This window comes from Micromonospora fiedleri (genome assembly GCF_016774385.1).
Classification (GTDB): Bacteria; Actinomycetota; Actinomycetes; order Mycobacteriales; family Micromonosporaceae; genus Micromonospora; species Micromonospora gifhornensis.
This window is the reverse complement of sequence record NZ_JAETXL010000002.1, coordinates 504421-523858: the sequence shown is the minus strand read 5'-3', so window position 1 is coordinate 523858 and position 19438 is coordinate 504421. Positions and strand designations below refer to the sequence as shown.

Sequence of the window (19438 nt, the reverse complement as noted above, 5' to 3'; positions counted from 1 at the left end):
CCACACTGCCAGGCATGCGCGTACTGCTCTGTCCGGACAAGTTCGCCGGCACGTTGTCGGCACCCCAGGTGGCCGCCGCCGTGGCCGACGGCTGGCGGGAGATCGCCCCCGACGACGATCTGCTGGTCAGGCCGTTGGCTGACGGGGGACCCGGGTTCATCGACGTGCTCGCCGCGGCGCTGCCCGGCCGGCGGATCCCGGTGGCCACCGTCGACCCGCTGGGCCGTCCGGTTCCCGGTGAGATCCTGCTCACCGACGACGGGGCGACCGCCTGGCTGGAGAGCGCGCAGGCGTGCGGGCTGCACCTGCTCGACGCGGGCGAGCGCGACCCGAGGACCACTACCTCGTACGGGCTGGGGCTGCTGATCACGGCCGCGGTGGAGGCCGGTGCCCGCACGGTGGTGGTCGGGCTGGGCGGTTCGGCGACCAACGACGGCGGCGCGGGGATGCTGGCCGCGCTGGGCGCCGTCGCGCTGGACGACACCGGGACGGCCCTGCCGTACGGCGGCGCCGCGCTGACCGCCGTGGCCACCCTCGACGGGGCGCCCCGGCTGCGCGACGTACGGCTGATCGCCGCCACCGACGTCGACAACCCGCTGCTCGGCCTGCACGGGGCGAGCAACGTCTTCGGACCGCAGAAGGGTGCCGACCGGGCCGACGTGCTGCTGCTCGACGCCGCGCTGCAACGCTGGGCCGAGGTGCTCCAGCAGCAGGTGCCCGGCTGCCCCAGCGGCCTGGGTGCGCTGCCCGGCGGGGGTGCGGCCGGGGGCATCGGCGCGGCGTTGCTGGCCCTCGGTGGCCGCTGCGAGTCCGGGATCGGGCTGGTCAGCCGGGCCGTCGGCCTGAACGCCGTGCTCGACGGTGTCGACCTGGTCATCACCGGGGAGGGCAAGTTCGACCACCAGTCGCTGCGCGGCAAGGTGGTCGCGGGCGTCGCCGGGGCAGCGCGTGACCAGGGCGTACCGTGCGTCGTGCTGGCCGGCCAGGTGAGCACCGGACGGCGGGAGGCCGCCTCGGTCGGGGTGACCGAGGCGTACAGCCTGGTGGAACACTTCGGTGGGGAGGAGCGCGGCGGCCTGACCGCGGCCCTGGAACGCCCAGGGGAGGGGCTACGGGCGCTCGGTGCCCGATTGGCCCGCCAATGGAGCCGCTGACTGCTGCTGGAGGCCCCGGTTCGGCCGCTGGCTGCGGTCCTCGGCAGAGCGGCTGGTCACGCCATCGGGTGACGGGGCTGTCGGCGGCCTACAATCGAGAACTGGACCACTGTGGGAATCGCTGACCGGCGACTGATGTTGGCCAGGGGAAGACCACACCGAACGCGCGCAGGGAGAATTCCACGTGACCACGCCAGCGCAGACCGAGTCGACCGAGGCCAAGGCCCCCACGTCCGTCGTCCTCACCGACGTCGCGGCGCAGAAGGTCAAGGCCCTGATCGAGCAGGAAGGCCGCGACGACCTGCGGCTCCGGGTCGCCGTGCAGCCGGGCGGCTGCTCCGGCCTGCGATACCAGCTTTTCTTCGACGAGCGTTCCCTCGACGGTGACGTCGTCACCGACTACGACGGTGTCGAGGTAGTCGTCGACCGGATGAGTGCTCCGTACCTGACCGGCGCCACCATCGACTTCGCCGACCGGATCGACGCCCAGGGCTTCACCATCGACAACCCCAACGCGGGCAACTCCTGCGCCTGCGGTGACTCCTTCAGCTGATCACTCCACGACGAAGGGGACGGCCTCCGGCCGTCCCCTTCGTCGTCCCCACCAACGCTGCCCCCTGTTGATCAAGAGGTTTTGGTCGGATGTCGGCGGCTATCCGACCAAAACCTCTTGATCAACGGGACAGGAGGGGTGTGGGTGGATGGGTGTGGGGTGGCGGGTGGGGCGGTAGGCTGTTCGGGCTCTGTTATCGACCCTGAGGGCTGCCATGAAGATCGCCGTAACCGGCTCGATCGCTACCGATCACCTGATGAGCTTTCCGGGTCGGTTCGCTGACCAGTTGATCGCTGACCAGTTGCACCAGGTCTCGCTCTCCTTCCTGGTGGACGACCTGGTGCTGCGTCGCGGCGGGGTAGCGGCCAATATCGCGTTCGGCATGGGGCAGCTCGGGCTGCGTCCGGTGCTACTCGGCGCCGTCGGCGCCGACTTCGCCGACTACCGTTCCTGGCTGGAACGGCACGGGGTGGACTGTGACTCGGTGCACATCAGCGAGGTGGCCCACACCGCGCGTTTCGTCTGCACCACCGACACCGACATGTGCCAGATCGCCTCGTTCTACGCGGGCGCGATGAGCGAGGCCCGCAACATCGAGTTGCAGCCGGTCGCCGAGCGCCTCGGCGGGCTCGACCTGGTGCTGGTCGGCGCCAACGACCCGGAGGCGATGCTGCGCCACTCCGCGGAGTGCCGGGAGCGCGGTTACCCGTTCGCCGCCGACCCGTCGCAGCAGCTCGCCCGGATGGACGGCACGGACGTGGTCGGGCTGGTCGACGGCGCCGACTACCTGATGACCAACGACTACGAGAAGTCGCTGCTGCAGAGCAAGGCCGGGCTGAGCGACGATCAACTGCTGGACCGGGTCAAGATCCGGGTCACCACGCTGGGCAAGCGCGGGGTGGAGATCGTGGGGCGGGACATCGACCCGATCCACGTACCGATCGCCCGGGAGGCGCAGGCGGTCGACCCCACCGGGGTCGGTGACGGCTTCCGTGCCGGCTTCTTCACCGCGCTGTCCTGGGGCGTCGGGCTGGAGCGCGCCGCGCAGGTCGGCTCGCTGCTCGCCACGCTGGTGCTGGAGACCGTCGGCACCCAGGAGTACCAGGTACGGCGGGACCTGTTCGTCAAGCGCCTCGCCGAGTCGTACGGCGACGAGGCCGCCGACGAGATCCGCCCGCACCTGCTGCCCTGACCGTCACCGTTCGGTCTGGTCTCGTACTCATAGACTCCCGCCTGTGCGATTTCGACTCGCGACAGCTGGAGTAGTCGTTGTCGTCCTCGGTGCGGCGGCGGTGGCCGGGATGCGCTGGTCGACCGCCGGCGAGCCGGTCTGGGTCGCGGCACCGTCGGCGGCATCGACGGTGCTGCCCGAGGGCGCCAACTACGAGACGGTCGTCGACACCCGGGCCGCCTCGGTCTTCGACGATCTGCACAACGATCGCGGCGTTCCGCGGGTGCAGACCTACGCCATGCCGCCCGTCACCACCTGGGATCAGGTCCGGTCCGCAGTCGCCGGTCAGCTCGACGGATGGACAGAGGTCGGGGACTGCGTCGACACGGGCGAGCGGCAGGTCCAGTGCTCCTGGTCGGAACCGACCCGCTGGTGGCCCCGCCTGGTGCGGATCGTCTTCCTCCGGCCACCCGCGCCGGGTGCCGCCGATGCCCATGTCTGGCCGGACAACACCTTCCTGGTGATCGGCTCCGCCCGGGGCGCCAACCGCTGACGCCGGCCCGACGACCACCCTCGTCGAACACCGACGTGGGCGGGCCACCGGAACCGGCGAAGACGTACCGGACCAGCGACCCGTCGTCGGGCAACCGCCCGGACCGCCACGTTGCTGACGCGGCGGGTGGACGAGGGTCACTGTCGGCGGCGGACATGGTGGGCGGTGCCGGAGGTGCCGAGGAACTCCTGGTCACGCATCCGGCACCAGGCCGGAATGTCCACCGCCGCCGCCGGATCGTCGGCCAACACCCGCAGCACCGCGCCGACCGGAAGCGCCGGCAGCCGGCGGGCCAGCGCGATCACCGGCAGCGGGCAGCGCTGACCGAGACAGTCGAGGACCTCGTCGGGTTCGGCGATCACAGCCCGACCACCCCGGCCTGGGCCCGCAGGTCGGCGACGATGCCGGGCAGTTCGGCGAGGAACCGTTCCACGTCCGCCTCGGTGCTGCCGGAGTGCAGCGAGACCCGGACGTTGCCGTGCGAGAGCACACCCATCGCCTCCAGCACGTGCGACGGGCGCAGCGTCGAGGAGGTGCACGAGGAGCCCGACGAGACCGCGAAGCCACGCCGGTCCAACGCGTGCAGCAGCGCCTCGCCGTCGACGTACAGGCAGGAGAAGGTCACCAGGTGCGGCAACCGGTGCTCGGGATCACCGACCACCTCCACATCGGGCACCTCGGCGGCCACCCGGGCCCGGATCCGGTCCACCAGGGGCGTCAACCGGGCCGCCTCGGCCGCCGCGTCGGCCGCCGCCGCGCGCAGGCTCGCCGCCGCCGCGACCACCGCCGGCAGGTTCACCGTGCCGGGCGTACGCCCCGACTCACGCTCGTCGGCCGGCCAGGGCGACTCCCAGCGGGTGCCCTTGCGGACCACCAGCAGCCCCACGCCGGGCGGTCCACCCCACTTGCGGGCGCTCGCGGTCAGCACCGACCAGCCCGGCGGCACCGGCATCCGCCCCACCATCTGGGCGGCGTCGACGTACAGCGGCACCCCCGCGTCGGCGCAGACCGCCGCCGCTGCCTCCACCGGCTGGAGCGTGCCCACCTCGTGACTGGCCGCGATCAGGGCGGCCAGCGCCACCCCGGAGCCGGTGACCGCCGCCGACCAGGCGTCCAGATCCAGCCGGCCGAGCCGGTCGACCGGCACCTCGACGGCCGTACCACCACCGGCCGTGTGCTGCTGCGCCGCATGCAACACCGCGGAGTGTTCGATCGCCGAATGCACCAGCACGGCACCGGCACGTCGTCGCCCCCGCAGGCCGCCGAGCACGGCGGAGTGGGCTGCGGTCGTACCGCTGCTGGTGAAGGAGAGCTCGTCGGGGCGTACGCCCAGGGTTTGTGCGGCGGCCTCGCGCGCGGCGTCGAGCAACTGGCGCGCCCGCCGAGCGGAGGTGTAGAGCCGGTCGGGGTCGGCCCAACCGTCGTCGAGGGCGGCCAGCAGCGCCTGCCGCGCTACCGGGTGCAGCGGCGCGGCGGTGGCGGCGTCCAGGTAGACCGAGGATGGAATCACATCTACCCACGCTATCGCCCTGCACCGCGACAAGATCCCCCGTCGGGGGCGGACACTGACCCCAACCGGGTCGAGCCCGTCATGGTCGAGTAATCTGCGACCGTCGGTGACGCCTTTGCCGCTGGTGTGGCGGCTCCGCTCGGCGGAGCCGGCCAGATGAAGACACCGCGGCGCGCTAGGGAGGCAGGACCAGGTGGTCGCAAGGAGTTCGGAGGTACGGCCGACGGCCGTACGGCACAGCGCATCCCCGGGAGCTGGTGCTCGGCGGGGGCGTCGTGCCGGGCGTCTCGCCGGGCTCGGATTCGGTGGGGCGGCGCTGCTGGTCCTGCTCACGGGCTGTGACGTCGGCGCGGCGTTCGGGGGCTTCGGCTGGCCGCAGGGTGGCATCACCCCGGAGGCCCGGCGGATGTACGACCTGTGGATCGCCTCGTGCATCGCGGCGCTCGCGGTCGGTGTCTTCGTCTGGGGCCTGATCTTCTGGTGCGTGGTGCGGTACCGCAAGCGCGGCAACGAGCTGCCCGTGCAGACTCGCTACAACCTGCCGATGGAGTTCCTCTACACCATCGCGCCGGTGCTGATCGTCGCCGTGCTCTTCTACTACACCGCGATCGTGCAGACCGACGTGGTGAAGACGACCCGCAACCCCGACGTGACTGTCGAGGTGGTCGCCTTCAAGTGGAACTGGCAGTTCAACTACCGCGACGGCCAGGGCGTGGACGCCAACACCACCGCCTCGGTGCTGGGCACCAGCGAGGTCATCCCGATCCTGGTGCTGCCGAGCAACCGCTCCATCCGGTTCGAGGAGACCAGCAAGGACGTCATCCACTCGTTCTGGGTGCCGGAGATGCTGTTCAAGCGGGACGTCTTCCCCGGCAACATCCGCAACGTCTTCGAGGTCTCCTCGCTGGAGTCCGAGGGTGCGTACGTGGGCCGCTGCGCCGAACTGTGCGGCAGCTACCACGCCTTCATGAACTTCGAGCTGCGGGTCGTCTCGCCGGAGAACTTCGACCGCTTCCTGGCGGCCAAGCAGGACGGTGCCTCGACCCAGGATGCGTTGACCGCCATCGGCGAGGAGCCGTACGCGATCACCACCAAGCCGTTCGAGACGCGGCGTACCCAGGACAACTTCAACCAGGGCAGCGCGCCCGTCGGCGCGGGAAGCTGAGGCAACGGGCATGAAGACCGAGTGGCGCATCTTCCTGACCATTGCCTCGTTCCTGCTCTTCGCCGCCGTCCTGTACGGCGGCTGGACCTGGGCCGACTCCGACGGTCGCGTCGAGTGGATCGGCACGGTGGCCCTGCTGCTGTCGTTCCTGCTCTGCTCGATGTGCGGCGGCTTCTTCTGGTTCGTCTCGCGGCGCATCGACCTGCGTCCGGAGGACCGGCCGGACGGTGAGATCGCCGACGGCGCGGGCGAGATCGGCTTCTTCAGCCCCGGCAGCTACTGGCCGTTCGGGCTGGCGGCGGCCGCCACGATCGCCGGCCTGGGTCTGGTCTTCTGGCAGATGTGGCTGCTCGGCCTCGGTGCCGTCGCGGTCATCTTCGCCGCCTGCGGCCTGCTGTTCGAGTACTACACCGGCACCCGCCGCACCGCCGAACACTGACCCACCCACCCCCGACACCGCACGAAGGCCCGCCTCCTTCAGGAGGCGGGCCTTCGTGCATACGCCCCCGCGCTCCGGTCCGCATCCTCGCGCGTCTCGCCCCGTGCGCCCTCGCGCTGCGCGTCCACCCTGCGCGTCCCCGCCCTCGCGCGCCGCCGCCCGCCCCTGACCGTCGATCTTGCAGTTTTGGTCGCGCTTTTGTCAGCGTATGCGGCTTTTGCGGGGACGGAAAGTGCAAGATCGACGGGGAAAGGTGCTGTGGGGGAGAGGAGGGAGGGGAGGGGATGGAGGGGTTAGGCGGCGCGGCGGGTGGTGGGGAGGGGGTGGCGGAGGGGAGTGGGGGTGGGGGCGAGGAAGAGGGCGGTGCCGCAGCGGGTGCAGGCCAGTTCGGGGCAGGTGGGGCCGTGGCCGTCGAGGCAGGGTGGCACCTCGAACAGTTGTGGGCCCTCGCAGGTGTCGCAGTGCAGCTCGCGCTCGGCCATGAAGACTCCTCCTGCTGCTCGGCCCAGGTCGCGGCGGCGCTTGCCGGGCGGCGGGGGCACCGGGGTGGCCGTCGCAGCGAGGGACCGCTGCGTTCCGGCTCGACGGTGCGGGGCCGAGGGGCGATCGTGGGAATTACTCACCTGTAGTTTCCCACGCTGCTCCGACACTTCCGCCGCCACCACGACCTCGTCCCCGCTGTGCTGGCCCTCAGCTACGCCCGACCTCACCTGGGCTCGGCCGTCCTCACCTGAGCACGGCCGAGACCAGGTCACGGTCGGCGGGTTGGGGGTTGAGGGGTCAGGCGGTCTGGGTGGACTGGGCGACCTTGATCCAGTGGTCCAGGGTGCGGGCGGCGGCGCCGGAGTCGATCGACTCGGCGGCGCGGTCGAGGCCGGCGCGGAGCGCGGTGGTGAGGTCGCCGTCCAGCGGGCCCTGGGTGGCCAGCGCCGCGGCGGCGTTGACCAGGACGGCGTCGCGGACCGGGCCGGGCTCACCGGCGAGCAGGCGATGGGCCACCTGCGCGTTGTACGCGGCGTCGCCGCCCCGCAGGTCAGCGAGGGTGGCCCGGGGTACCCCGAGGTCGGTCGCGTCGACCAGGGCTTCCCTGACGGTGCCGCCCTGGGCGACCCAGAAGCGGGTCGGCGCGGCGGTGCTGAACTCGTCCAGGCCGTCCTCGCCGCGCATCACCAGCACCGAGTCGCCCCGGGCGGCGAACACGGCGGCCATCACCGGCGCCATGGTGGCGTCGAAGCAGCCGACCGCGCCGGCACGGGGGCGCGCCGGATTGGTCAGCGGGCCGAGGAAGTTGAACGCGGTCGGTACGCCCAGCTCCCGCCGGACCGGGCCGGCGTGGCGCATGCCGGGGTGGAACCGGGCGGCGAAGCAGAATCCGATGCCCGCCTCGGCCACACACCGGGCCACCTGTTCGGGGCCGAGATCCAGCGGTACGCCGAGGAACTCCAGCAGGTCGGCGGTGCCGCAGGAGGAGGAAGCGGCCCGGTTGCCGTGCTTGACGACGCGTACCCCGGCCCCGGCGACGACCAGGGCGGTCATGGTGGAGATGTTCACAGTGTGGGCGAGGTCTCCGCCGGTGCCGACCACGTCCAGCGCGCTGGCGCGTACCTGCTCGGGGAGGACGACCGGGACGGCGCGGCTGAGCATCGCCTCCACCAGACCGCCCAACTCCGCCGGTGTCTCGCCCTTGGCGCGCAGCGCCACGGCAAAGCCGGCGATCTGAGCCGGCGCCGCCGCGCCGGACATGATCTCGCCCATCGCCCAGGCGGTGTCGGCGGCGGAGAGTTCCTCCCCGCGCAGCAGCGCGGTGAGCAGGTGCGGCCAGGTCCGTTCGCCCATTGCGGGCCTCCCGAGCAGACGAGTGCGGGTGGGGACCGGCGCCGGCTCGTCCCGGCGCCGTGGCGGTGCCGGTGCGGAACGTCAGGCGGCGGGCGCGTGCGTCCGCAGCAGCTCGATCACGGTGGCGGCGGCGGTCACCGGGTCGAGCGGGTGGACCAGGGTGGCGTCGACCTCGGCGTACGCGGCGAGCCAGCGGTCAGCGGCCCGGGCGATCACCACACAGGTCAGGGGCGCCTCGTCGAAGTCGTCCTTGATCTGCCGGGCGATGCCGATGCCGCCACCGGGGGAGGCCTCGCCGTCGAGCAGCATCAGGTCGATCTCGTAGTCGTCGACCAGCCGGACGCACTCGGCGTAGGTGGACGCCTCGACGAACTCGATGCGCAGGTCGGCCGCGGGGCGGGTGCCGACGGCGAGCCGCATCCGGTCCCGTACCTGCGGGTCGTCGCTGTAGAGCAGGACGGTGCACAGACGATCGCTCATGCCGACACTCCGCTTCGCTTCCTGCCGCTCGCCACCGAGGATCGCGGCGTGCCGGATGACCCGCCCGCTGATGGCTTCGAGACGGCTTTCACCTCGTAGCTGCGTGGCCGATCGTACCGGTCGGTGTGCCCTGCGCCGCACGCCCCCCGTGACGGTCGGCGAGGTCAGCCGGTGGCCTCGGTGGCGCGCTGGCGGGCCTCCTGGCGGTCCAGTTCGCGGTCGACCCGGCGGGCCTCCCGTTCGGCGTGGCGCATCCACTGCACGACCAGGACGGCGAGCATGGTCACACTGACGAACTCGCCACCGGCCCACAGGATGCCGCCGGCGAGCACCTGGTCCTCCCGCGGATCGGCCCAGCTCAGGCCCAGGGAGGGGTACCAGTCGCCGCCGAAGAGGGTGCTGCTCTGCATGATGGTCAGCCCGAGCACGGTGTGGAACGGCACCGACAGCAGCATCAGCAGCGCCCGGGCGGGGTGCGGCCAGCGGCCCGGTAGCGGGTCCAGGCCGAGCAGCGGCCAGAAGAACACGCAGCCGGTCATGATGAAGTGCGCGTGCACCAGCTCGTGCGCCCAGCCGTGTTCCAGCGTGTAGCGGTACAGGTCGGTGAAGTAGAGCGCGAACGGGTTGACCACGAAGATGGCGAACGCCACCAGCGGGAAGCTGTAGATCCGGGCGATCCGGCTGTGCACCACCGCGAGCAGCCGCTTGCGCGGGCCGGGCGGCAGCGTCCGCAGGGCCAGGGTCACCGGTGCGCCCAACGCCAGGAAGATCGGCGAGATCATGGACAGCACCATGTGCTGGACCATGTGCACCGACAGCAGCGTGGTGTCGTACGCGCCCAGGCCGGTGAGGGTGACCGAGGCGATGCCGCCGAGGCCGGGCCCCAGGAAGAAGACCGTACGTGCGACCGGCCAGCGGTCGCCGCGTACCCGCAGGCGGTTCACTCCGTAGAGGTAGAGGCCGGCGGCGAGCACCAGGACGACGGCGAGCCAGTTGTCCAGCCGGGCCTCGGTGACCACTGTGGTCACCGAGAACGGCGGCAGGGCGCCCTCGGCCGCCAGCACCGAGGCGCCGCCGGGGCCGGGCAGGCCCGCCGTGAGCTGCGGCGCGGCCGGTGCGGCCAGGAAGATCGGATCGACGTGCAGCACGCCAATCAGCCTAGGTCAGGCGAACCGGACGGTACCGATCGGGCCATCTGTCCCCGGGTTTGGCCCCCCGCTGATCGCCGGCCGTGGTCAAGGGCAATAATGACCGCGTGACTGCGGCCCCAGCCATTGACAAGAGCCGGATCCACTCTCTGACGCGTCCCAACATGGTCAGCGTCGGGACGATCGTCTGGCTCTCCAGCGAACTCATGTTCTTCGCGGCGCTGTTCGCGATGTACTTCTCGATCCGCGCGGCGGCGCCGGAGCAGTGGGAGAAGCACACCGCGGTACTCAACGTCCCGTACGCGACGACCTTCACGTTGATCCTGGTGCTCTCCTCGATCACCTGCCAGATCGGCGTGTTCGCGGCGGAGCGAGGTGACGTGCACGCGCTGCGGCGCTGGTTCACGATCACCTTCGTGATGGGCCTGATCTTCGTGATGGGTCAGGCGAACGAGTACCGCGAGCTGGTGCACCACGGCATCAAGATCAACGAAGACGGTTACGGCTCGATGTTCTACCTCACCACCGGCTTCCACGGCCTGCACGTGATCGGTGGTCTGATCGCCTTCGTGATCTTCATGATCCGTACCACGATGGGCCGGTTCACCCCGGCGCAGGCCACCTCGGCGATCGTCGTGTCGTACTACTGGCACTTCGTCGATGTCGTGTGGATCGGGCTCTACGCCATGATCTACTGGCTCCAGTGATCTTGGCGCCCGCACGCCGTCGCTCCACCCCCTGAGACAGGTCCAACCGGTTAAGGACACAGCTCATGACTTCTGACAACGACCGCCGACGCGGTCTGCTCGCGCGGCTGCGCGGGCGGCCCGTGGCACGCAGCAGGGGCCGCCGCCGGCTGGGTGCCGCGGTCCGGCTGGTCGCCGCGTTGATGCTGGCCGGCGGCGCGTACACGCTTCTGGCTCCGAGTGCGTCGGCGCAGGACAACCCGCCGTTGAGCGGGGCCGCCGCCGACGGCAAGGCGCTGTTCGACGTGAGTTGTGTGACCTGCCACGGTCGCAACGCGCAGGGGGTCGAGGGGCGCGGGCCGAGCCTCATCGGCGTCGGCGCGGCCTCGGTCGAGTTCCAGGTCAGCACGGGCCGGATGCCCATGGCTCGGCAGGAGGCCCAGGCGCAGCGCAAGCCCGAGGTGTTCAGCCCCGACGAGATCGACCAGTTGGCCGCGTACATCCAGCAGTTGGGTGGCGGCCCGGTCGTGCCGGCCGGTGACAACCTGCACGCCGATGGCAACGTCGCGGTGGGCGGTGAGCTCTACCGGATCAACTGCTCGCAGTGCCACGCGTTCAGCGGCGGCGGCGGTGCCCTCTCCTCCGGCAAGTACGCGCCGAGCCTTTCGCCGGCCACCGACCGGCAGATCTACGCGGCGATGCTGAGCGGACCGCAGAACATGCCGGTGTTCGGCGACAACCAGATCACGCCGGAGCAGAAGGCGGACATCATCGCCTACATCCAGCAGTCGCTGAAGCACGACAGCGACCCGGGTGGCGTGTTCAACCTGGGCCGCTACGGACCGTCGACCGAGGGTGTGGCGATCTTCCTGGTCGGCATCGTCGCGCTGGTCTTCACCAGCCTGTGGATCGCAGGCAAGTCGTGACCGACCTGATCTCCCGAGTCAGTGCTGTGGTGCCGCCACGTGCCGGCGCCGAGCGGAGCGAGGTGGCGGCATGAGCACCCACACGGCCCACCCGGGCCACGAGCAGGTCGACGTGAACGACCCCCGGCTGAGCCAGTTCGACATCGTCCGTGAGGGCGCTCGCCGGGACGACATCGAGATCGTGCACTACGAGCCGCAGGTCATGCCGGGCAGCAAGGCCGAGCGCCGGCTGGTCCGTACGGTGGCCGCGATGTTCCTGCTCACCGGCCTGGCCGCGACGGCCTTCCTGGTGATCTACATCTGGTGGCCGTGGGAGTACGAGATGGGTCGCGGCGGCGACAAGCTCTACACCCCGCTGCTCGGCCTTACCCTCGGAGTCGCCCTGCTGGGCCTCGGCTTCGGCATCCTCACCTGGGGCAAGAAGTTGCTGCCCAAGGAGGTGTCGATCCAGGACCGGCACGAGGGCGCGGTGTCCGCCGACGACCAGCGGATCACCGGGCAGACCATGGCGTACATGGCCGACGAGCTGGGCGTGAAGCGCCGTCCGCTGCTCGGTGTCTCGCTGCTGGCCGGCCTGGCGCCGGTCGGTGCGGTCGCCGCGGCGCCGCTGGTGGGTGGGTTGATCTCCAACCCGCACAAGAACAACCAGATGATGGTCACCGGTTTCAGCCCGCAGGACGGGCAGAGGATCCGTCTGGTACGCGAGGACGGCCGGCCGATCCGACCGGCGGACATCAGCGCCGGTGGCCAGATCACCGTCTTCCCCGGCATCGAGCACGGCGTGAGCAACCTGCACGCCGACTCGCCCACCCTGCTGATCCACCTGCGCGAGGCCGACGCCGAGGAATCGCGCCGCAACAACGAGCGGGTGGGCCACGGCGGCTACATGTGGGGCAACTACGCCGCGTACTCGAAGATCTGCACGCACGCCGGCTGCCCCGCCAGCCTGTACGAGCAGCAGACCAACCGGCTGCTCTGCCCGTGCCACCAGTCGCAGTTCCTGATCACCGACAACGCGAAGCCCATCTTCGGTCCGGCCAGCCGGCGACTGCCGCAGTTGCCGATCGAAGTGGACGCTGAGGGCTACTTCGTGGCGAAGTCCGACTACACCGAAGCTGTCGGGCCCGACTTCTGGGAGCGGCCGTGAAGCGGCGCAAGTTTGACATGGCGGCGATGCCCGCCAAGACCGGCCGCGCCGTCGACGAGCGCTTCCAGGTAGCGACCCCGCTGCGCCGGCTGCTGAACAAGGTCTTCCCGGACCACTGGTCGTTCCTGCTGGGCGAGATCGCGCTCTTCTCGTTCATCGTCCTGCTGCTGACCGGTGTCTTCCTGACGTTCTTCTTCGAGCCGGCGATGACCGAGGTCATCTACAACGGCAGCTACGCCCCGCTGCGGGGCACGCCGATGTCGGCCGCGTACGCCTCGACCCTGGACATCTCGTTCGACGTCCGGGGTGGCCTGATCATGCGGCAGATGCACCACTGGTCCGCGCTGCTGTTCATGGCCGCGATCGTGGTGCACATGCTCCGGGTCTTCTTCACCGGCGCGTTCCGCAAGCCGCGGGAGACCAACTGGATCATCGGCTCGCTGCTGTTCTGGGTCGGCTTCCTGGCCGGCTTCACCGGCTATTCGCTGCCGGACGACGGCCTCTCCGGCACCGGTCTGCGGATCGCCTCGGCGATCATGCTCTCCATCCCGGTGATCGGGTCCTGGGTGACCTCCTCGGTCTTCAACGGCGAGTTCCCCGGCACGATCATCATCAGCCGGTTCTTCATCGCCCACGTGCTGCTCATCCCCGGCCTGCTGGTCGCGCTGATCAGCGTCCACCTCGGGTTGGTCTTCAAGCAGAAGCACACCCAGTGGCCGGGCCCGGGCCGGACCAACGGCAACGTCGTGGGCGAGCGGATGTTCCCCCGGTACGCGATCAAGCAGGGCGGCTTCTTCATGGTCGTCTTCGGCGTGATCGCGCTGATGGGCGGTCTGTTCCAGATCAACCCGGTCTGGCTGTTCGGCCCGTACGAGGCGTGGGTCGTCTCCGCGGCCAGCCAGCCCGACTGGTACGTCATGTTCCTGGACGGCTCGACCCGGTTGATGCCGGACTGGGAGATCTTCATCCCGATCGGCGACGGCTATGTGATTCCGCCGCTGTTCTGGCCGACAGTGGTGCTACCCGGCATCCTGGTCATGCTCTCCCTGTTCTATCCGTTCATGGAGGCTCGCTACCTGAAGGACTACCGGAGCCACAACCTGCTCCAGCGTCCCCGCGACGTCCCGTTCCGTACCGCCCTGGGCATGATGGCCATCACGTTCTACGTGATCCTGACGCTCACCGGTGCGAACGACGTCATCGCCGACAAGTTCCACATCAGCCTGAACGCGATGACCTGGGCCGGCCGGATCGGTCTGCTGGTCCTGCCGCCGATCGCGTACTACATCACCTACCGGATCTGCCTCGGCCTCCAGCAGCACGACCGGGAGGTGCTGGCCCACGGTGTGGAGACCGGCATCATCCGACGGCTGCCCGACGGCCGGTTCGTCGAGGTGCACCAGCCGCTCAGCTCGGGTGGTGAGCACGGCGAGCTGCCGTACGCCGGTTGGGTCGTGCCGAAGAAGATGAACCGGCTCGGGGCGCTCGGCCCGGCCATCCGGGGCTTCTTCTACCCGATCGAGAAGCCGGCCGAAGCGCCGGTCTCGCCGGGGCACCCGCCGGTCGAGCCCCGCGCCGAGCGGGAGGAGATCAGCAGCGGAGACAGCCGCGGCTGAGTCGACTCGCACAGTGGGACGTGGCGCCCGCCGGATCATTCCGGCGGGCGCCACGCCCTTTTCCCGCCCTTCGCCGCCCCGTCGGAGCTTCCCGCCCGTCACCGGATCGCAGGAATAACCCCGGTCAGCCGGGTATCCGTGCGGTCCAACGTCTCAACGGGGAGGAAGCATGTTGGGTATCAAACGCCTCGGCCTGCTGGCCGCACTGGTGCTGGTGGGTGTCGCACCCGCCGCAGCAGCGCAGGCGGCGGCGCAGCCGTCTGAGCAGGACACCCAGTACCTGCAAGCGATCCACCAGGTCAACCTCTACGAGGTGAAGGCCGGCGAGCTTGCGGAGAAGAAGGCCCAGGACCAGCAGGTCAAGGACCTGGCACAGATGATCGTCACCGATCACAAGGATCTCGACCAGCAGGTCAAGGACCTGGCCGGGCAGCTCAACGTCCAGTTGCCGAACGAGCCCACTCCTGATCAGCGGACGGCTCTCGACCAGCTGAACAACGCCAGTGGTGAGGAGTTCGACCGGCTCTGGGTGACCCAGGGTCTGGCCGGCCACCTGCAGGCCATCCAGGCCACCCAGACGGAGATCTCGCAGGGTACCGAGACCCAGGTGGTCCAGCTGGCGCAGACCGCTCTGCCGGTCCTGCAGGCGCACTACGACGCCCTGGTGCAGCTGGCTGAGCAACTCGGCATCCCGGTGCCGGAGGCCAGCGCGAGCGGCACGCCCAGCCCGGGCGGTACCGTCCCGGCTCCGGGTGGCACCACGCCGGCCCCGAGCGGCACCACGCCGGCTCCGGGTGGCACCTCCACCGAGGAGGCCCCGGCTCCGGGCAGCACCATCACCGAAAGCCCGGCGCCCCAGCAGAGCTGACCACCAGCACAACCAGCCGGCCCAGCCCACCAAGGCTGGGCCGGCTCTCACCCACCCCCACCCCTCTCACCCTCCCCGCGCCCTCGCGCGCTCTCCCTCCCCGCGCTCTCCCGCGCTCTCCCGTGCTCTCCCCGCCGATCTTGCACTTTTGGTCGGGGCATTCAGTAGCAAAAGGTGCAATTCGGCGACCGAAAGTGCAAGATCGGCGAGCTGGGGGCGGGGCGGGGCCGCGGCGGGACGGCGCGCGAGACAGGGCGGGTGGGGCGTGGCAGGGCAGAGGGCTCGGCAGGGCGTAGGCAGGGCAGAAGGGGGCGGGGTGTGGCGCGCCAGGGCGGGGTGCGGCGCGGTGAGGGCGTGTTGGGCGGGGTCAGTCGGCACCGGCTAGGCCGATGGCGAAGGCTTCTTCCAGGTCGTGGCGGGAGTAGGCGCGGAAGGCGATGTGGGACTCGGTGTTCAGTACGCCCGGCACCTTGGAGATGCTGCCCGCGATCACCCGGGCGATCTCGTCGAACTCGCGGACCCGGACCATGGCGATCAGATCCACGTGTCCCGCCACCGAGTAGACCTCGCTCACCCCGGGCAGGTTGGCCAGGGCCTCGGCCACCTCAGGAATCGCGTCGGTGGCGCAGTCGATCAGCACGATCGCGGTGATCACTGGAGGTTCTCCGTTCGTCGGTCTTCCCCGCCCATGCTAGGGCCCGCCGACGGAATCGGGGCTGCTGGGACGGTCAAAGCCCCGGGCTCCGAAACGGGTCAGGATGCGGGGACGGTCAGGTCTTCGTCGACTCGGATCACGTCGTGGAGATTCTCGTCCGCGTGGACGGTGGCGCCGGACCAGAGCACACAGCGGGTCACCGTGCCGCGTACGGTGGCGCCTGCGCCGATCACCGAGTGGTGGCAGTGGCCGGTGACCGTGGCGGTCGGATCGACCAGGCTGTCGTCGCCGGCGGCGTGCAGGTTGGCGGTGAGGTAGTCGGCGGGGGTGCCGGTGTCGTAGAAGGTGCCCGGGTAGGGGACCACGGTCAGGCGACCGGCGGCCTCGGCAGGGCGCCACACCGCTCGGACCAGGTCACCGAAGGTCGGTGGCAGTTCCCGGACCAGCCGCCAGGGCAGCAGCGAGAAGCCGGTGAAGAGGTGGCCGTCGAAGGTGCCCGGTGCTGTCGGGTCGGGTGCGGGCTGGCCGAGCAGGCGTACGGATTCGCCGTCCCAGTCGTGCAGCAGCGCGGCGATGTCGGGCCCGGGCGGTGACGTCGGGTCGGCGAGGTACGCGTCGGCGTTGCCGACCAGTACGCCTCGACCGGCGATCCAGTCTCGCAGGTTGCCGATCCCACCGGCGGTGCCGAGCGGAGCGCCCTGCTCCACCGAGAGGTGGGCTCGGGTGCCGACCTGCTCGACCACCTGGTCACCGAGGTAGCAGGCGTTGACAGCGACCTGCTGCGGCCCGGTCAGGCCGAGCCCGGCGAGCCGGGCCAGCGCGCGATCCAACAATGACACGTTGCCTACCGGGCAGAGCGCCTTGGGCAGCCGTTCGGTCAGCGGGCGCAGCCGGGTGCCCTCGCCGGCAGCGAGCACCACCGCGCAGAGTCCACCGTCGAGACGCGCCACGGCCCTCTCCCCGGGCCCGCCGGAGGTCGCTGCCACGCGGGCCGCCGGAGCCGCCGAGGATGCCGCAGCTGACGACGACGCCGATGCCGATGCCGATGCCGACGAGGATGTCGCAGCTGACGACGACGCCGATGCCGGCGAGGATGTCGGGTCGGGCGCGCTGGTCATGGCAGGGTGTCGGGTAGGGGTGGCGGGAACTGCCCGGCCAGTGGACCGATGTCGTAGTAGGCGAGCAGCCGCGCGGTGGGCCAGGTCAGCTTGGGCAGGTCGTCCAGCGGATGCCAGGCGGCCTCGAAGACCTCGGCCCCGTCCACGGTCAGCGTGGTGCTCGACGCGGGCACCTCGGCGGTGAAGACCACGTCCACCCAGCCTTTGGCGTGGACGACGGCGTTGGGGGTCGCCGGGGTCAACTGGGTGGGGGAGAGGCGTACGCCCGACTCCTCGTGCAGCTCGCGGGCCGCGCCCACGGCGGGGTTCTCGCCGCGTTGCAGCAGACCGGCCGGCAGCGACCAGCCTCGGCCGGGTGGCTGGCGCAGCAGCAGCAGCCGACCCGCGCCCTCGGCCTCGCTGTCGTGCACCAGGGTGACCGCGCCGACGATGTATTTCGGCACGGCCAGCCGCACCAGCCGACGCCGTACCGACGGCGGAAGCCGATAGAAGACCTGGTATGCGACGGCGCGTCCGATGCGGCGCGAGCGGGGGGTCATGGGTTCAGGCTAGTGGCCGCGAGACGCGCTCGCGCCCGAGGAACGCGGTGCGTCACTGCCGGTGGTCGCCTTACTGCCGATGGTCGACGAGGTCGATGAGCTGGCGTACGACGGCGTCCGGTTCGAGCACCCGGTCGAAGACCGCGACCAGCAGGGTTTCCAGGTCGGGGTAGCCGAGTTCCTCCGACAGCCGCAGCAGCGGCAGGTCGCTGGCCAGCCCTCGGTTGTGTTGGCGCAGAGCGAGCCCGATGGTGGCCCGGCCCAGCCGGACCTTGTCGCTGATCGAGATGCCGGGCTCACTGTGTTCGGCGAACCAGCGGTTGATCTGCATCTGCGCGTGCGGCGACTTGACGAAGCCGAGCCACTCGCGGCGCGGGCCGCGCGGGGCGACCTCGGCGTCGAGAGAGCACTCCTCGTCGGTCTCGGTGAAGATCTCGACCACGTCGCCCTCCTCCAGCTCGGAGGAGAGCGGGACCAACCGACCGTTGATCCGGGCGGCGAGACATCGCTCGCCCCGGTCGGTGCCCAGCTCGTAGGCCAGGTCGACAGGGGTCGCCCCGGCCGGCAGGACGATCTGCCGACCTTCGGCGACCACCTGGATCTGTGCCTCGGCCAGGTCACAGCGCAGCGACTGGAGGAACTGCGCCGGATCGGCGGCGTCCTGCTCCCAGTCCAGTACCCGGCGCAACCAGTCGAGCTGTTCGGTACGGGCCGCCGGCGCGCCGCCGGCGCGGGGGAAGCGGAAGTCGGCGGCCACCCCGTACTCGGCCGAGCGGTGCATCTCCTCGGTGCGGATCAGCACCTCCACGGTGCGGTCGCGGGGGCCGCAGACGCTGGTGTGCAGAGAGCGGTAGAGGTTGTTCTTCGGCGAGGCGATGAAGTCCTTGAACCGGCCGGGCACCGGTCGCCACAGCCCGTGGATGGCGCCGAGGGCCGCGTAGCAGTCGGTGGCCGGGCCGTCCACCACGACGGTGATGCGGGGCAGGTCGTACGGCACGGTGTGGCCGCCGGCGACCGTGTCCTTCCAGATCGAGTAGAGGTGCCGGGGTCGGGGCGCGACCTGGGCGTCGACCCGGCTTCGCCGCAGCGCCACCTTGGCCTGGGCCACCACGTCGTTGAGGTAGCTGTCCCAGCCGGGGCGGTCGTGCACGTGGCGGGCGATGCGGGCGTGCTCCTCCGGCTCCAGGTGCAGCAGCACCACGTCGTCCAGTTCCCGTTTGAGGGTCTGGATGCCGAGCCGGTCGCAGAGGGGTACGAGCACCTCGAGGGTCTTGCGGGCGATCCGTTCCCGCGAGGCCGCCGAGCGTACGCCCAGGGTGCGCATGTTGTGCAGCCGGTCGGCCAGCTTGATGATCAGCACCCGGACGTCCTTGCCGGCCGCGATGATCATCTTGCGGATGGTCTCCGCCTCGGCGGCCTGACCGTAGAACGCCTTGTCGAACTTGGTCACCCCGTCGACCAGGTGGGCCACCTCGTGGCCGAAGTCCTCGGCGAGGGCCTGCAACGTGTAGCGGGTGTCCTCCACGGTGTCGTGCAGCAGCGCCGCGACCAGCGTGGTGGTGTCCATGCCCAGCTCGGCGCAGATCTGCGCGACCGCGAGCGGGTGGGTGATGTACGGCTCCCCGCTCTTGCGGAACTGGCCGCGATGCATGTTCTCGGCGATCGTGTACGACCGGCGCAGCACCGCGGGATCGGCACCCGAATGGATGCTGCGGTGGGTGCGGACGAGCTGCCCCACCGGCTCGGTGTCGGTGGTCGGCCAGCTCAGCAGCGACCGGAGTCGGCGGGCGAGCGGTAGTTCGCCTGGCTGGGCGGGAAGTGCGCCCCGCAGGGCGCCGCCGCGTCCGGCGTCGACGTCCACGTGGGACACCCCC

The 19438-nt window shown here is 70.7% G+C and carries 21 protein-coding genes; 11 read left to right on the top strand and 10 right to left on the bottom strand.

The genetic code is table 11. The annotated features are described in order from the left end of the window. Positions 1-14 precede the first annotated feature (14 nt). From JMF97_RS06360 to JMF97_RS06345, 4 genes are all read left to right on the top strand, one after another. On the top strand, positions 15-1154 hold the full coding sequence (locus JMF97_RS06360; RefSeq protein WP_203220649.1) for a glycerate kinase family protein: 1140 nt from the start codon (positions 15-17) through the stop codon (positions 1152-1154). A gap of 184 nt (positions 1155-1338) precedes the next feature. Then, positions 1339-1707: an iron-sulfur cluster insertion protein ErpA gene (gene erpA, locus JMF97_RS06355; RefSeq protein ID WP_007072244.1), complete on the top strand. Its 369-nt coding sequence runs from the start codon at positions 1339-1341 to the stop codon at positions 1705-1707. A gap of 214 nt (positions 1708-1921) precedes the next feature. Beyond that, on the top strand, positions 1922-2899 hold the full coding sequence (locus tag JMF97_RS06350; RefSeq protein ID WP_203220648.1) for a carbohydrate kinase family protein: 978 nt from the start codon (positions 1922-1924) through the stop codon (positions 2897-2899). 43 nt (positions 2900-2942) lie between these two features. Next, positions 2943-3431: a hypothetical protein gene (locus tag JMF97_RS06345; RefSeq protein ID WP_203220647.1), complete on the top strand. Its 489-nt coding sequence runs from the start codon at positions 2943-2945 to the stop codon at positions 3429-3431. 137 nt (positions 3432-3568) lie between these two features. Here the strand turns inward: JMF97_RS06345 and JMF97_RS06340 are convergent, their stop codons facing one another. Continuing rightward, a complete protein-coding gene (locus JMF97_RS06340) occupies positions 3569-3790 on the bottom strand; it encodes a sulfurtransferase TusA family protein (protein WP_203220899.1) in 222 nt (73 codons plus the stop codon). Next, positions 3790-4941, bottom strand: a complete 1152-nt coding sequence (locus tag JMF97_RS06335) for a cysteine desulfurase family protein (protein WP_203220646.1) — start codon at positions 4939-4941, stop codon at positions 3790-3792. Before JMF97_RS06335 ends, JMF97_RS06340 begins: the two co-directional genes overlap by 1 nt. 193 nt (positions 4942-5134) lie before the next feature. Between JMF97_RS06335 and ctaC the strand changes: the two genes are divergently transcribed. Together ctaC and JMF97_RS06325 are read left to right on the top strand one after the other, a co-directional pair. Continuing rightward, positions 5135-6106, top strand: coding sequence for an aa3-type cytochrome oxidase subunit II (ctaC, locus tag JMF97_RS06330; RefSeq protein ID WP_203220645.1), 972 nt, complete (start codon positions 5135-5137; stop codon positions 6104-6106). Positions 6107-6116: 10 nt separating this feature from the next. Further along, positions 6117-6545, top strand: coding sequence for a cytochrome c oxidase subunit 4 (locus tag JMF97_RS06325; RefSeq protein ID WP_203220644.1), 429 nt, complete (start codon positions 6117-6119; stop codon positions 6543-6545). 293 nt (positions 6546-6838) lie between these two features. Here the strand turns inward: JMF97_RS06325 and JMF97_RS06320 are convergent, their stop codons facing one another. From JMF97_RS06320 to JMF97_RS06305, 4 genes are all read right to left on the bottom strand, one after another. After that, a complete protein-coding gene (locus JMF97_RS06320; RefSeq protein ID WP_203220643.1) occupies positions 6839-7027 on the bottom strand; it encodes a hypothetical protein in 189 nt (62 codons plus the stop codon). Between the two features lie 298 nt (positions 7028-7325). After that, positions 7326-8381 carry an anthranilate phosphoribosyltransferase gene (gene trpD, locus JMF97_RS06315; RefSeq protein ID WP_203220642.1) on the bottom strand — a complete coding sequence of 352 codons (1056 nt, stop codon included), beginning with the start codon at positions 8379-8381 and terminating at the stop codon, positions 7326-7328. Between the two features lie 81 nt (positions 8382-8462). After that, the gene (locus JMF97_RS06310) at positions 8463-8861 is read right to left on the bottom strand and encodes a response regulator (protein WP_203220641.1); all 399 of its coding nucleotides are present in this window, start codon (positions 8859-8861) and stop codon (positions 8463-8465) included. Positions 8862-9025: 164 nt separating this feature from the next. Further along, entirely contained in the window at positions 9026-9949 is a 924-nt protein-coding gene (locus tag JMF97_RS06305) for a cytochrome c oxidase assembly protein (protein WP_238358937.1), read from the bottom strand. Positions 9950-10116: 167 nt separating this feature from the next. Between JMF97_RS06305 and ctaE the strand changes: the two genes are divergently transcribed. The 5 genes from ctaE (at position 10117) to JMF97_RS06280 (ending at position 15252) form a co-directional block, all read left to right on the top strand. Then, positions 10117-10716 (top strand): aa3-type cytochrome oxidase subunit III, encoded by a 600-nt coding sequence (gene ctaE, locus JMF97_RS06300; protein ID WP_043721570.1) that lies wholly within the window; start codon positions 10117-10119, stop codon positions 10714-10716. Between the two features lie 65 nt (positions 10717-10781). Next, positions 10782-11621 (top strand): cytochrome bc1 complex diheme cytochrome c subunit, encoded by an 840-nt coding sequence (qcrC, locus tag JMF97_RS06295; RefSeq protein ID WP_203220639.1) that lies wholly within the window; start codon positions 10782-10784, stop codon positions 11619-11621. Positions 11622-11691: 70 nt separating this feature from the next. Then, complete coding sequence (gene qcrA / locus JMF97_RS06290) at positions 11692-12768, top strand: cytochrome bc1 complex Rieske iron-sulfur subunit (protein WP_203220638.1); 1077 nt, start codon at positions 11692-11694, stop codon at positions 12766-12768. Next, a complete protein-coding gene (gene qcrB / locus JMF97_RS06285; RefSeq protein WP_203220637.1) occupies positions 12765-14384 on the top strand; it encodes a cytochrome bc1 complex cytochrome b subunit in 1620 nt (539 codons plus the stop codon). Before qcrA ends, qcrB begins: the two co-directional genes overlap by 4 nt. 169 nt (positions 14385-14553) lie before the next feature. Next, positions 14554-15252 carry a DUF4142 domain-containing protein gene (locus tag JMF97_RS06280; RefSeq protein WP_203220636.1) on the top strand — a complete coding sequence of 233 codons (699 nt, stop codon included), beginning with the start codon at positions 14554-14556 and terminating at the stop codon, positions 15250-15252. Positions 15253-15619: 367 nt separating this feature from the next. Here JMF97_RS06280 and JMF97_RS06275 read toward each other — a convergent pair whose 3' ends face one another. From JMF97_RS06275 to JMF97_RS06260, 4 genes are all read right to left on the bottom strand, one after another. After that, a complete protein-coding gene (locus JMF97_RS06275; protein ID WP_013735163.1) occupies positions 15620-15907 on the bottom strand; it encodes an Lrp/AsnC family transcriptional regulator in 288 nt (95 codons plus the stop codon). Between the two features lie 98 nt (positions 15908-16005). Next, positions 16006-16857, bottom strand: a complete 852-nt coding sequence (locus JMF97_RS06270) for a nucleotidyltransferase family protein (RefSeq protein WP_203220635.1) — start codon at positions 16855-16857, stop codon at positions 16006-16008. A gap of 164 nt (positions 16858-17021) precedes the next feature. Then, positions 17022-17564, bottom strand: a complete 543-nt coding sequence (locus tag JMF97_RS06265; RefSeq protein WP_102659478.1) for an NUDIX hydrolase — start codon at positions 17562-17564, stop codon at positions 17022-17024. A gap of 70 nt (positions 17565-17634) precedes the next feature. Next, on the bottom strand, positions 17635-19425 hold the full coding sequence (locus JMF97_RS06260; protein ID WP_203220898.1) for a RelA/SpoT family protein: 1791 nt from the start codon (positions 19423-19425) through the stop codon (positions 17635-17637). Between the last annotated feature and the right edge of the window lie 13 nt (positions 19426-19438).

Bases quoted from the DNA above. Each gene is read 5' to 3' on its own strand.
- JMF97_RS06360 (WP_203220649.1), top strand. From the start codon at position 15: ATGCGCGTACTGCTCTGTCCGGACAAGTTCGCCGGCACGTTGTCGGCA.
- JMF97_RS06350 (WP_203220648.1), top strand. From the start codon at position 1,922: ATGAAGATCGCCGTAACCGGCTCGATCGCTACCGATCACCTGATGAGC.
- JMF97_RS06325 (WP_203220644.1), top strand. From the start codon at position 6,117: ATGAAGACCGAGTGGCGCATCTTCCTGACCATTGCCTCGTTCCTGCTC.
- JMF97_RS06320 (WP_203220643.1), bottom strand. From the start codon at position 7,027: ATGGCCGAGCGCGAGCTGCACTGCGACACCTGCGAGGGCCCACAACTG.
- trpD (WP_203220642.1), bottom strand. From the start codon at position 8,381: ATGGGCGAACGGACCTGGCCGCACCTGCTCACCGCGCTGCTGCGCGGG.
- JMF97_RS06310 (WP_203220641.1), bottom strand. From the start codon at position 8,861: ATGAGCGATCGTCTGTGCACCGTCCTGCTCTACAGCGACGACCCGCAG.
- qcrC (WP_203220639.1), top strand. From the start codon at position 10,782: ATGACTTCTGACAACGACCGCCGACGCGGTCTGCTCGCGCGGCTGCGC.
- qcrA (WP_203220638.1), top strand. From the start codon at position 11,692: ATGAGCACCCACACGGCCCACCCGGGCCACGAGCAGGTCGACGTGAAC.
- JMF97_RS06280 (WP_203220636.1), top strand. From the start codon at position 14,554: ATGTTGGGTATCAAACGCCTCGGCCTGCTGGCCGCACTGGTGCTGGTG.
- JMF97_RS06265 (WP_102659478.1), bottom strand. From the start codon at position 17,564: ATGACCCCCCGCTCGCGCCGCATCGGACGCGCCGTCGCATACCAGGTC.